The sequence below is a fragment of the Solibacillus sp. FSL H8-0538 genome (assembly GCF_038003525.1).
In the GTDB taxonomy this organism is placed as follows: Bacteria; Bacillota; Bacilli; order Bacillales_A; family Planococcaceae; genus JBBOPI01.
Genome location: NZ_JBBOPI010000001.1, coordinates 3,709,760 through 3,723,282, shown reverse-complemented (window position 1 = coordinate 3,723,282; position 13,523 = coordinate 3,709,760). Strand labels below are relative to the sequence as shown.

Genomic DNA, 13,523 nt, shown 5'->3' with positions numbered 1-13,523 from the left:
ATGGGTATTTTTCGTAAACGACCAATTCGTTATCCACTTTTAGTTCTATCCATTTTAGGTATAGTCCCAGCTGCCTTCTTAATGATTTGGAACGTCTGGATTGGTATCGCGTACGTAATGATTGATTTAGTGGCAATTGCATATGCATGGAAAATTGAAAAAAATACGTATATAGAAACAGAGAAGCATATTGAAACACTATCTTTCCGTATGAAAAAAGTAGGGGAAGAAGCCTTTTTAGAAATGCCAATCGGAATTTTACTCATTAATGGTCAATATATCATTGAATGGGCCAATCCGTTTATGCTCCAAATACTTGATACAGAAACATTAATTGGTCAGGATATGTTCGTTTTATCGGAAGGGCTTTACAGCTTAACAAAGCCGGAAGAGAAGCGTGAGATTACAGTGACTATTCGGGATCGAAAATATCGCGTGTATTACAAACAAAGTGAACAGCTACTCTATTTCTTCGATGTAACAGAGCAATTAGAAATTGAAACGCAGTATTACGCAGACCGCACTGTTCTTGCCATTTTATTTATTGATAACTATGATGAGTTAACATCAGCTATGGATGATCAGACGCGTAGTTTGACGAATACGATGGTGACTTCGATTATTAATGACTGGGCAGCAAAGTACGGGATTTTTGCGAAGCGTATTTCATCAGACCGTTTTATAGCTGTATTAAATGAATCTATTTTAGCGGAGCTTGAGAAAAAGAAGTTCTCCATTTTAGATGATATTCGTGAAAAGACAATCCAAAAAAATTTATCGCTGACGTTGAGTATTGGTGTAGGTGCAGACTCGCCGTCACTTGTAGAGCTAGGTGAGCTTGCGCAGTCAAGTTTAGACCTTGTGTTAGGGCGGGGCGGGGACCAGGTAGCAATTAAACAACCAAACGGGAAACTGCGATTTTACGGAGGGAAAACGAATCCGGTAGAGAAGCGGACACGTGTACGTGCTCGTGTCATCTCTCATGCACTGCGTGACTTAATTCAAGATAGTGACCGCGTATTTGTCATGGGTCATAAATACCCGGATATGGATTCAATCGGTGCTTCTGTTGGCGTGCGTAAAATGGCTGAAATGAATAAAATAGAAGGCTTCGTTGTAATTAATTTCGATGAATTGAATGGTAGTGTTAGCCGGCTGATGGATGAAATTGAAGCACGCTCTGATTTTTATAATCGTTTTATTTCACCAGAGGAAGCATTTTCAAAAATGACAGCTAAATCGCTTTTAGTCATTGTGGATACACATAAGCCGAGCCTAGTTATAGATGAGCGTTTGCTGAGTAGAGTAGAAAAGGTTGTTGTGATTGATCACCATCGCCGCGGCGAAGAGTTTATCGTCAATCCGACACTTGTTTATATGGAACCGTACGCCTCATCAACAGCTGAGCTTGTCACGGAGCTGTTAGAATACCAACCAAAAACAGAGAAGATGGCGATGCTAGAAGCAACTGCTTTATTATCTGGTATTATCGTGGACACGAAGAGTTTTACACTTCGTACAGGGGCGCGTACGTTTGAAGCTGCGTCGTATCTACGAACACATGGTGCTGATACGATTTTAGTCCAGCGCCTATTAAAAGAAGACGTGGATACGTATATTGCGCGATCAAAAATCGTTCAAACGGTTAAATTTGTACGTCCGGGTATTGCTATTGCAAGTGGTGAAGACAATCGCGTGTACGATTCAGTACTTATTGCACAAACAGCGGATATTTTATTGACAATGAAGGATGTATCAGCGGCATTTGTTATTGCGCATCGTGCGGACGGGTTAATTGGCATTAGTGCGCGCTCGCTTGGCGATATTAACGTTCAGCTCGTCATGGAAAAACTCGGCGGGGGCGGCCATTTAACGAATGCTGCAACTCAAATGGAGGCTAACTCCATTGATGAGGTTAAACAATACTTAACAACAGCAATTACAGAAATAGTAGAGGGGAGTTCGGAACAATGAAAGTAGTATTTTTAAAAGATGTTAAAGGTAAAGGTAAAAAAGGTGAAATTAAAAATGTGGCGGACGGTTACGCGCAAAACTTTTTAATTAAAAATGGTTTTGCGGTAGAAGCGAGTAACCAAGCAATGAGTCAATTAGAGGGTCAAAAGAAATTAGAAGAAAAAAATGCTGCTGCTGAACTTCAAGCCGCAAAAGATTTAAAAGCGCAGCTGGAAGCATTAACAGTTGAATTAAAAGCAAAATCTGGTGAAGGTGGCCGTCTTTTTGGGTCTGTTTCAACAAAACAAATCGCAGACGCGCTACAAAAGAAACACGGCTTTAAAGTTGATAAACGTAAAATGGAATGTAACGAGGGCATCCGCTCTTTAGGCTTCACTAATGTTCCGGTAAAACTACATCCTGAAGTAAAGGCAATACTTAAAGTACAGGTTACAGAAGAATAAGGAGCGAACACTATGAACGAATCCATGATGGACCGCGTTCCGCCGCATAACTATGAAGCTGAGCAATCGGTTATCGGTGCCATATTCCTTGAACCACAAGCGCTTATCACGGCATCAGAAATTTTAATCGCGGAAGATTTTTACCGGACAGCACATCAGAAAATTTTCCAAACGATGCTCACATTAAGCGATCAAGGGAAAGCGATAGATGTTGTCACAGTAACAGAAGAACTATCGGTTAAAAAAGAGCTTGAGGATGTGGGCGGGCTATCGTATTTAACGGAGCTTGCGAGCGCTGTACCGACAGCTGCCAACATTGCACATTATGCAAAAATTGTAGAAGAAAAAGCACTTCTTCGTCGACTTATTCGTGTTGCAACAAAAATTGCAGAAGATGGCTATACTCGTGAAGATGAAGTAGAGGCTTTGTTATCTGAAGCCGAAAAAAAGATGCTAGAAGTTTCCAACCGTAAAAATGCGGGGGATTTTAAGCACGTAAAAGATGTACTTGTACAAACATTTGATAAAATTGAGCAGCTCCAATCACGGGAGGGTGATGTTACCGGTATTCCGACCGGCTTCCGTGATTTAGATCATATAACTGCGGGTTTCCAGCGCAATGATTTAATTATCGTAGCAGCTCGTCCTTCAGTAGGGAAAACAGCCTTTGCGCTAAACGTCGCGCAAAGTGTGGCCGTACAGGCGCGTGAAAACGTAGCAATTTTCTCACTAGAGATGGGGGCAGACCAACTTGTTATGCGTATGCTTTGTGCGGAAGGTAATATTGACGCACAGGTGTTACGTACAGGTGCCCTAACGACAGACGACTGGGGTAAGCTAACGATGGCTATGGGGAGCTTATCAAACTCGGGTATTTTCATTGATGATACACCAGGTATTCGTATTAACGAAATTCGTGCAAAATGTCGTCGTCTCGAAAAAGAGCATGGGCTTGGCATGATTTTGATCGATTACTTGCAGTTAATCCAAGGTAGTGGGAAGCCTGGGGAAAATCGCCAACAGGAAGTATCTGAAATTTCGCGTTCCCTTAAAGGATTAGCGCGTGAATTAAAAGTTCCCGTCATTGCGTTATCTCAGTTATCACGTGGTGTAGAACAACGTCAGGATAAACGTCCGATGATGAGTGATTTACGTGAGTCGGGATCAATTGAGCAAGATGCGGATATCGTTGCCTTCTTATACCGTGATGATTATTACGATAAAGAATCCGAAAGTAAGAATATGATTGAAATTATTATTGCCAAACAGCGTAATGGTCCAACAGGTACCGTAACACTTGCTTTCCGTAAAGAATTTAATAAATTTCTCAATGTGGACTGGTCACAATATGAAGCACCGCCACCAAGGGACTGATTTCCTGGAACACGAACATGTAATTAGCGTTAGCTAATAAATGTTCGTGTTTTTTATTTGTTTTTTGTTGACGTAATATAGTATGAATTGTTACAATGTTTCTTGCTTGATAACAAGGACGCGAGAAGCGTCTTTCGGAGGTGCTCAGTATGACATCAGTTGTTGTAGTTGGAACGCAATGGGGAGATGAAGGTAAAGGTAAAATTACGGACTTCCTTTCAAAAAAAGCAGATGCAATTGCACGCTTTGCTGGCGGAGATAATGCAGGTCACACGATTAAAATTGGTGATGAAACGTATAAGTTACACTTAATTCCATCGGGTATATTTTATAAAGAAAAAATATCAGTTATGGGAAATGGTTTAGTTGTTAACCCGAAATCACTTGTTACTGAATTAAAAGGATTACAGGCTCGCGGTATTGAGACATCTAACTTACGTATTTCAAATCGTGCTCACGTTATTCTTCCTTATCATATCCACCAAGACATCGTAGACGAAGCAAGCCGTGGCAATCAAAAAATAGGCACAACAGCAAAAGGGATTGGCCCATGTTACCAAGATAAAGTAGGTCGTATTGGTATTCGGATGGCAGATCTTTTAGATAAAGATATTTTTGAACAAAAATTACGAACAAACTTAGAACTGAAAAACCGTTTATTTACGAAATTTTATGAAGTGGAAGGCCTAAACTTCGAGGACATTTTTGAAGAATATTATGCATATGGTCAAGAAATTGCCCATTATGTAACAGATACATCGAAAATTTTAAATGATGTAATCGATGAAGGAGGTAAAGTGCTATTTGAAGGTGCACAAGGTATTATGCTAGACGTGGACCAAGGAACATACCCATTCGTTACATCATCAAATCCAGTAGCAGGTGGCGTGGCAATCGGCGCTGGTGTAGGTCCAAATGTTATATCTCGTGTAGTTGGTGTATGTAAAGCGTATACGTCTCGCGTAGGTGATGGTCCGTTCCCAAGTGAATTACACGATGAAATTGGACATCAAATCCGCGAAGTGGGACGTGAATACGGTACCACAACAGGTCGTCCCCGCCGTGTTGGATGGTTTGACGCAGTTGTCGTACGTCACTCTCGCCGTGTATCAGGAATTACGGATTTAGCTTTAAACTCAATCGATGTTTTATCAGGTTTAGAGACAGTAAAAATTTGTACAGCTTACGACTATAACGGTGAAATCATTACAGAATATCCAGCGAACTTACACATTATTGAACAGTGTAAACCTGTGTACGAAGAGCTTCCAGGGTGGTCAGAGGATGTAACAAATGTCCGTACGTTAGAGGAATTACCTGAGAATGCACGTAAATACATCGAACGGGTACTAGAGCTTACAGGCATTAACCTAATGACGTTCTCAGTAGGTCCAGCTCGGGAGCAAACAAACGTCGTAAACGATATATGGGAATAATGAAATCTTAACTCCTAAAGGGTAATCCGTTAGAAGTATTGATTTTACCCGACGTTTGTTCTGCAGTGAAAGCGAAGCGTCAGCTGCAAACGCGAACGGAGAGAGCGGACGTCGTAAACGATATATGGGAATAATGAAATCTTAACTCCTAAAGGGTAATCCGTTAGAAGTATTGATTTTACCCGACGTTTGTTCTGCAGCGAAAGCGAAGCGTCAGCTGCAAACGCGAACGGAGAGAGCGGACGTCGTAAATGATATTTGGGAATAATGAAAATGCAACTCCTAAGGGATCAACCTTTAGGGGTTTTTCTAATTTTATCGATGTTGGAGCTGCAGCCAAATTTAATGTAGTAAGTGAAATATAAGAATATTGAAAAGGTAACTTGTAAGTGTATAGATAGTATGTAGTTTCGGCCTAAATCAATTGCACGTTATGTTTTAGAATGGAATGCATTAATTTCAAAATAGCCTCGCTACTCCAACTAAAAAAAATCCCGTAGCACGCTGATGCATGCTGGCGGGATAGAACTACTATTAGTGAATATCTTTTTTCTTAAAGCGTCCGCCACTAACTTCCGCAGCATTGCTAATAGACATAAAGGCGTTCGGATCAAGTTCTTGCACAATGCTCTTTAATTTTGCTTCTTCGATACGGGTTACTACAGTGAAGATAACTTTTTTATCATCACCTGTGTAAGCGCCTTGGCCATTTAAGTATGTAACACCACGTCCTAAGCGGTCAATGATTGCCTGACCAATAATATCAGCATGATCACTAATAATGTGAACAGATTTAGATTCGTTTAATCCTTCAACTACAATGTCAATCATTTTAGCGGCAATATAGTAGGCAATAACCGAATACATTGCTTGTTCCCATGTAAAGACGAAACCAGCTGCTGTGAAAATCAGTAAGTTGACGTACATAATGATCTCACCTACTGAGAAAGGAAGCCTTTTCGTAAATAGGATAGCTAAAATTTCAGTCCCGTCTAGTGATCCCCCAAAACGGATAACAATACCTACACCGACACCTAAAATAATACCACCAAATACAGTCGCTAGTAGTACATCAGTGGTAAAAGGTTCTAGTTGATGTAAGTAGATGGTTGCAACTGAAAGTACGGTAATTCCAACAGCAGTAGTAATTGCAAAGGTTTTACCAATTTGTTTGTATCCAAGGTATAGGAAGGGAAGGTTGATGGTGAAGATAAATACCCCGGAAGGTACACCTAATATGTGGGAAGCCATAATAGAAATACCAACTATACCACCATCCATTACTTGGTTAGGGACTAAAAATAACTCAAGTCCGACAGCGAAGATAAGAGCACCTATTATAACTAAAATAATACGTATAAAAAATTTACCAGTCAATAAAGGTTTTTGCATCACATGTGGTTGTGATGTCTTTGAATGGTCACTCAATAAAAATCTCTCCAATCACTTTGTGTTGTTCTCTAGCTCTTATTTTAACGAAATAGCTTTAAAGTAAAAAGTAATAAGTAAATAAAAATAAAATAGTAAAGAACTCTTGTTATTTGAATATAAAAATAAATGCTACACCCTTAATCATACTCGTACTGCATTAAGTCGGATGTAATAAAAATTTAGAAAATAATACAATTATATTACAAAGAGCTGTAAAATCTTCACCCGAAATAAGGAATATGGTACATTAGATAAGTGTGTTTTTTATGCACGATAAAAAAAACCTATACAAATGGTTATAGGTTATCTATCGGAAGGGGCTTTATCATGAGTTCGAAATGGAACAAAATAGACTTCAAACAACTAAATTTAAGTCTTTTTAATCGTCAAAATGGTAAGTTTAAGAAGGCTGCAGTATTAGCATTTTTAATATCCAGCTTGACTTTTAATCTAGGTTTCGCAAAAGAGATAGAAGATAAAGATGCATTCGAAAAGATATACCACGTCTATGTGGCTAATTCATATATTGGTTCGGTATCAGACGAAACAGTTATTCAACAATTAGTTGAACAAAAAGAGCAAGAAGCTAGAATTCAATATAAGGAATTATTTGTTGATGCTAGTTCGAATATTACAGTAATACCGGAGCAAGTATTTAAGGTAGAAGCAAAAGATAGTGAAACATTAGAAAAACTTCAAGAAGTAATCGAAGTAGAGGCACAAGCCTATGCGTTGCAGGTGAACGGTACGCCAGTTGCTTACTTAAAGGATCAAAACGACTATGAAGATGCTATTAACTTATTGAAACTTCAATATGTTTCGCAAGAAGAGATAGATGAATTGAATACTAGACAAGTAGCTATTGCCGAATTACCACCGTTGCAGAAAGATGCAACTCGTATTTTAGAAATAGCTTTATCCGCAGATATAACAGGTAGTGAAGCATCTGTATTGCCTTCATCGATTGTTACGGTAGAAGAAGCGGTGCAACTACTGCAAACAGGGTCATTAGAGCAACAGCTTTACACGGTTAAAGCTGGAGATGTATTAGGCTCTATTGCGCATGCACATGGTCTAAAAACAGCAGAGCTAGTAGCATTAAATCCGTCGATTAATGAAGATTCGGTATTAAATATTGGTCAACAAATTAATGTAACAGTACATAAGCCATATGTTTCAGTAAATGTAGTTTATGAAAAAAAGAACACTGAAAATATTGATTACGCAAAGATTACTGAAGAAGATGACACAATGCTTAAAGGTGAGAAAGTTGTTAAACAAGAAGGAGCATCTGGTAAGAAAGAAGTTTCCTATTTAATTACTGAAGAAAACGGCATTCGTGTCGAACGTGCTCAAACAAGTGAAACAATTCTTCAAGAGCCAGAAAATCGCGTTGTTGTTATAGGCACAAAAGTGATACCTTCTCGTGGTACAGGTACATTTGCTTGGCCGACAAACGGGGGATACATTTCAAGCGATATGGGCGCACGTTGGGGCTCTTACCACCGCGGCATTGATATTGCACGTCCTTCAAACTATGCGATTAAAGCATCTGATAATGGTGTTGTAACGTTTACAGGCTGGGACGGTACATACGGTAATAAAATCGTTGTGAATCATAACAATGGATATGAAACAATTTACGCACACTTATCAAAAATCAGTGTTTCGGTTGGACAAGTAGTCGCACAAGGATCTAGCATGGGCATTATGGGATCAACAGGACGTTCAACGGGTATACATTTACATTTTGAAGTGCATAAAAACGGTTCATATGTTAATCCTTTATCTTATTTAAAATAAACCATTTCGACAGTCCATTTTCGAACGGACTGTTCTTTTTTTATTGTGAAGGAAATTATAAAATTTCGCCATGTGGATAACTTTTAAAAAAGTAAATGCAACGTCTAGGCTAAAGCGCCAGCCCCCCTGAGGTCGCTTCGATCCCTCGGGTGAAGGCAAAGAGAGCGCCTTCACTTCGGGCTCGAAAGCAGCTGTCGGGGCTAAGCAGGCGCTTTAGCGCTTTTGTTCATTTATGCGTTTATTTCCCAGAAAATAATTGCACAAAAACATCTGTTTAATGCATCAAAAGTTAAAGCATGATAGAGTTAGTAGTAGGAATTTAGAAAACAAATAAATCTTTTGATAATAGATAGTATTGCGAAAGGAAGAGTGGATAATGAATAAAACTATTTTAGTAGTGGATGATGAAAAACCGATCGCAGACATTTTGCAGTTTAATTTAATTAAAGAAGGCTACCGTGTTATTTGTGCTTATGACGGAGACGAAGCGTTAGAAAAAATTGAAGAAGAGCAACCGGATTTAATGCTGTTAGATATTATGCTACCAAAGCGTGATGGTATGGAAGTTTGTCGTGAAGTTCGTAAAAAATACGATTTCCCAATTATTATGCTAACGGCGAAGGGCTCTGAAATTGATAAAGTGCTTGGATTGGAGATGGGGGCTGACGATTATGTTACCAAACCATTTAGCACGCGTGAGTTAATTGCACGCGTAAAAGCAAATATGCGCCGATTAAATGTTGCAGCACAAGTCGAAGAGGCTGTGGAGGAAACAAATGATATCGTTGTCGGCTCATTAACAATTCAGCCGGATGCGTATTTAGTATTAAAGCGCGAAGAGTCGATTGAACTAACGCACCGTGAATTTGAGTTACTTCATTATTTAGCGAAACATATTGGCCAAGTGATGACGCGTGAGCATTTGCTGCAAACCGTATGGGGCTATGATTATTTCGGTGACGTACGAACAGTAGATGTAACGATTCGTCGTCTGCGTGAGAAGATTGAAGATAACCCTAGTCACCCAATGTGGATTGTCACTCGACGAGGAGTCGGCTATTATTTACGAAATCCTGAACAGGAGTAAATGACATGCAAAAAGTAAGTTTTTTTAAATCGATTCATGTAAAGCTTGTCCTTATCTATGTTTTGCTGATCATCATTGCGCTACAAATTATTGGTTTGTACTTTTCTAAGGAACTTGAACAAACGCTAAAAACCAACTTTCAGGAGTCTATATTGCAACGAATTGAACTCGTGCAATATAGCATCCGTGAAGAAATTTTAAAGGAACGTAATGAAACGACGCCTACACTAGAGGCAAGTTTGAGTGTTATTTTAAGAGAATTTTCTACAGTAGATATTAATGAAATCCGCGTCATAGATAGTCGTAACCGTGTGCTTGCTACATCGAAAAGCGCGAATCACTTGATGGTCGGGCAACGTGCCAATGATGATCTTGTACGTAAATCAATTTCAGCAGAAACATTTCAAGAAACGATATCGATTGATAAACAGACACGGGACCGAGTCTGGGTTTTGGCGACGCCAGTTTTAGATACGGTTGGTCCAAACGGGGAAGTTGTTGGGGCCATTTATATTGAATCCAATATTGAAAAAGTATTTGAGAATATGACCACTATTAATCGTATTTTCGCAGCCGGGACAGCGATGTCACTAATAATCACAGTTATTTTAGGGATTTTAGTCGCACGTACCATTACACGCCCCATTTCGGATATGCGGAAGCAGGCACAGGCCATGTCAAAAGGGAACTTCTCTCGTAAAGTACGTGTTTACGGGACAGATGAAATTGGGCAATTAGCTATTGCCTTCAATCATTTAACGAACCGCTTGCAAGAAGCACAGGCCACGACTGAAGCGGAGCGTCGTAAGCTAGCAAGTGTACTGAGTAATATGACAGACGGTGTAATTGCCACAGACCGTAAAGGGAAAATAATTTTAATTAATGATCCCGCGTTAAGTCAATTACATGTTACACGCGAAATGACGGTTAATCGCCCAATTGCTTCAGTATTAGGACTAGATCAAGATTATAGCTTTGAAGACTTAATTCATATGAAAGAATCGGTTAATTTAAACTTTAGCACTCAGGAAGCACCGTATATTCTGCGTGCGAATTTTTCAGTTATTCAAAAAGAAACAGGCTTTGTGAACGGACTGATCACCGTACTACATGATATTACGGAGCAAGAGAAAATTGATATGGAGCGTCGAGAGTTTGTAGCGAATGTATCGCATGAATTACGTACACCGCTTACGACAATGCGTAGTTATTTAGAGGCGTTGGCAGACGGTGCTTGGAAGGACGAAAACATTGCACCAACCTTTCTTAACGTAACGCAAACAGAGACAGAGCGCATGATTCGTCTCGTCAATGACTTATTGCAGCTATCTAAAATGGATAGCCAGGATTATCAATTAAGTCGGGAGTTTGTGGAATTCAATAAATTCTTTGATCGGATTATTGACCGTTTTGAAATGTCCAAATCCCAGAATGTAGAGTTTTCACGGTTATTACCTGAAACGAGCTATTTTGTTGAGGTTGATACCGATAAGCTCACTCAAGTTATTGATAATATTATTTCGAATGCAATGAAATATTCACCAGATGGCGGAGAGATTCGTTTTGGATTTACGGTATTTGATAATATGTTAAAAGTGATGATTTCAGATGATGGAATGGGTATTCCAAAAGAAAATGTAGGGCGTATTTTTGATCGCTTCTACCGCGTCGACCGTGCAAGAGCGCGCTCAATGGGCGGTACAGGGCTTGGACTGGCCATTGCAAGGGAAATGATTGAGGCACATGGCGGAAAAATTTGGGCTGAAAGTGATGAAGGCGTGGGAACAACCGTCTTCTTTACATTACCTTACGAACTTGATGAAGCGGGGGACTGGGAATGAAATATGTAGAGCAAATAAAGTCTGTTGTTTTACTGTTCTTTGTTTTACTAAGTATTTCATTAACCTTTATGATTTGGAACTATAAGCCGGACTATCCGTTTATCGAAGAAATGCCTGTCGACCAAGTGGAAATTGGTGACAAGAAACAGTTGAAGGATGTTCTCAAGCCGTACCGGTTATTATTCCGTCAAGAGGACCAGTTTAAGGGCACCGTTTCAACTTCAGCAATTGATGATTTATTCGCTCAGTTTGCTACTTGGGATGCTCATGAAGTAACGCTAATTAATAATAATCTATCGGATGCTAAATTAAACGAAATGCTCCGATTAAACGATCGTTTGACGTTGTTCTTTACCGCTAAGGTGCCGTTGCAATTGTTCGAATCTGTGCTCCCGTTCCGTGATAAAGAGGTACCCAATACAGCATTTGATCGCCTGATTTTAGATTGGAGTAGTGTAAGTACAAACAACCAAGTGCAGCTACTTTTTGTCAATACAGAAGAACGTACGCTATACCGTTCCTATGTAACGATGGCAAACGAACAAAAATTTCGTATGAATATTTTGGAGCCTACGTCAAATTACAATGATTATGTAGAGGTGGAACGCGTAAATCTTCAGTCTTTTTACGTTGTAGAGGATAGTATTGAATCAATTAAATATACGTATTATATTGAAGAAATTGCACCGGACTTATTTAAGAACGTATTATTTACTGATCCAAGCATCGTACAGCGGAATGTAGAAAGTATGCAATTTGAAAAGTATACCGATGATACGTCACTTATGACTGTAGATACCCAAAGTAGGGTACTAAACTATGTGTATCCAGCGGCGGAAAGTATATCAAACATTCCGGCTACGAGGTTATTACGCGATAGCTTTGAATTTTTAAATGAACATGGTGGCATTACAGCTGATTACCGCTTTGCATTCATGAACCAATCCAAGCATGTGACAGAGTATCAGCTCTATTTACAAGGCTTCCCAGTGCATAGTAGCCTGACGTCAACACATATTACGACAACTTGGGGAGATAATCGGATTTTCCGTTACCGTCGTCCGTACTATTCATTAGATATGGATATTCCGAGCGAAAAAACGATTAAGGAATTACCGTCAGGACGAGAAATAATTGAGTACATTCAAAATAGTGAAAGTCTAGATTTTAGTAAGGTGGATGAAATTGTCGTCGGTTATTATTTAATGCAAGATCAAAACTTGCGCTTATTTACGCTAGAGCCAAGTTGGTTTGTCATTTCGGATAATCTATGGACACGCGTCACACCTGAGCGATTAGGAGGTGTTGAATTTGGATTGGAGTAAAACAAAATCGATTTTCATCGGCGTTTTCTTAATCCTCAACATCTTTTTGTATTCCCAGTATTTAAATAGTTATTCCGAGGCACAGAAGGTAGGGGTGCTGGGAGAAAAAACAATTGAACCAAGGCTGAAAGAGGATAATATTACGTATGTTACACTGCCTAGTAATATTGAAACGGCCTCGTATATTTCGGGTAAGGTAAAGAATTTTCATTCAACGGAATTACCCTATTTTACAAATCAAAATGCCGAAATTGAAAATGAAAGTAAGCTGATTGTAAAGCTTAACAATCCGATTAAACTTAAAAGTCTAGGGGATAAAGAGAGCTTCACGGAATTTTTACATATGTATGTGTATGAAGGTGCATCCTATGCCCTCTGGAGCGTAGATAAAGAAAAGCGTGAAGCAATCTTCTTCCAGCATGTAAATGACCGCACGCTGTTTTATAATGTGAGCGGCTTTGTGAAAATTTATTGGAACCTAGATGAAGAAGTATATATGTATGAGCAAACAATGTTGGAGAAGCTAGAGGAACTTGAGCAGCAAGAGAATATTTTTGAGCCCATTCAAATTATCCAAGTATTATATGCGGAAAATTTATTAAAGGCAGATTCACGAATTACAAGCATGAAGCTTGGTTATTCAACCCTTGTCCAGCTTACACAAACACAAGTATTTGCGCCAACATGGGAAGTACGTGTACACACAAAAGACGGTGAGGTTGAGGAATATTTTGTGAATGCTGTCGAAGGAAAAGTAATTGATATTCAACTCGATCTAAAAAAAGTGGATGAAGTAGATGAGTAAGGAG

10 protein-coding genes are annotated in these 13,523 nt (G+C 39.3%); 9 read left to right on the top strand and 1 reads right to left on the bottom strand.

Features of this window, described 5'->3' with window-relative positions; genetic code table 11:
• The 4 genes from MHH87_RS17840 to MHH87_RS17825 all read left to right on the top strand — a co-directional run bounded on the left by MHH87_RS17840 (position 1) and on the right by MHH87_RS17825 (position 5,227).
• On the top strand, positions 1–1,974 hold the full coding sequence (locus MHH87_RS17840) for a DHH family phosphoesterase (protein WP_340750795.1): 1,974 nt from the start codon (positions 1–3) through the stop codon (positions 1,972–1,974).
• Positions 1,971–2,417: a 50S ribosomal protein L9 gene (gene rplI, locus MHH87_RS17835; protein ID WP_340750793.1), complete on the top strand. Its 447-nt coding sequence runs from the start codon at positions 1,971–1,973 to the stop codon at positions 2,415–2,417. Before MHH87_RS17840 ends, rplI begins: the two co-directional genes overlap by 4 nt.
• 12 nt (positions 2,418–2,429) lie before the next feature.
• Entirely contained in the window at positions 2,430–3,791 is a 1,362-nt protein-coding gene (dnaB, locus tag MHH87_RS17830) for a replicative DNA helicase (RefSeq protein ID WP_340750791.1), read from the top strand.
• 149 nt (positions 3,792–3,940) lie between these two features.
• Positions 3,941–5,227 carry an adenylosuccinate synthase gene (locus tag MHH87_RS17825; protein WP_340750789.1) on the top strand — a complete coding sequence of 429 codons (1,287 nt, stop codon included), beginning with the start codon at positions 3,941–3,943 and terminating at the stop codon, positions 5,225–5,227.
• A gap of 534 nt (positions 5,228–5,761) precedes the next feature.
• Here the strand turns inward: MHH87_RS17825 and MHH87_RS17820 are convergent.
• The gene (locus MHH87_RS17820; RefSeq protein WP_340751049.1) at positions 5,762–6,619 is read right to left on the bottom strand and encodes a YitT family protein; all 858 of its coding nucleotides are present in this window, start codon (positions 6,617–6,619) and stop codon (positions 5,762–5,764) included.
• Positions 6,620–6,985: 366 nt separating this feature from the next.
• Between MHH87_RS17820 and MHH87_RS17815 the strand changes: the two genes are divergently transcribed.
• The 5 genes from MHH87_RS17815 (at position 6,986) to MHH87_RS17795 (ending at position 13,519) form a co-directional block, all read left to right on the top strand.
• Positions 6,986–8,461 carry a M23 family metallopeptidase gene (locus tag MHH87_RS17815; RefSeq protein WP_340750787.1) on the top strand — a complete coding sequence of 492 codons (1,476 nt, stop codon included), beginning with the start codon at positions 6,986–6,988 and terminating at the stop codon, positions 8,459–8,461.
• A gap of 376 nt (positions 8,462–8,837) precedes the next feature.
• Entirely contained in the window at positions 8,838–9,548 is a 711-nt protein-coding gene (yycF, locus tag MHH87_RS17810; RefSeq protein WP_340750785.1) for a response regulator YycF, read from the top strand.
• A gap of 5 nt (positions 9,549–9,553) precedes the next feature.
• Positions 9,554–11,389: a cell wall metabolism sensor histidine kinase WalK gene (gene walK, locus MHH87_RS17805; protein WP_340750783.1), complete on the top strand. Its 1,836-nt coding sequence runs from the start codon at positions 9,554–9,556 to the stop codon at positions 11,387–11,389.
• Positions 11,386–12,714: a YycH family regulatory protein gene (locus MHH87_RS17800; RefSeq protein ID WP_340750781.1), complete on the top strand. Its 1,329-nt coding sequence runs from the start codon at positions 11,386–11,388 to the stop codon at positions 12,712–12,714. Before walK ends, MHH87_RS17800 begins: the two co-directional genes overlap by 4 nt.
• Positions 12,692–13,519: a two-component system regulatory protein YycI gene (locus MHH87_RS17795; RefSeq protein ID WP_340750779.1), complete on the top strand. Its 828-nt coding sequence runs from the start codon at positions 12,692–12,694 to the stop codon at positions 13,517–13,519. The genes MHH87_RS17800 and MHH87_RS17795 overlap by 23 nt, the downstream gene beginning before the upstream one ends.
• The last annotated feature ends 4 nt before the right edge of the window (positions 13,520–13,523 follow it).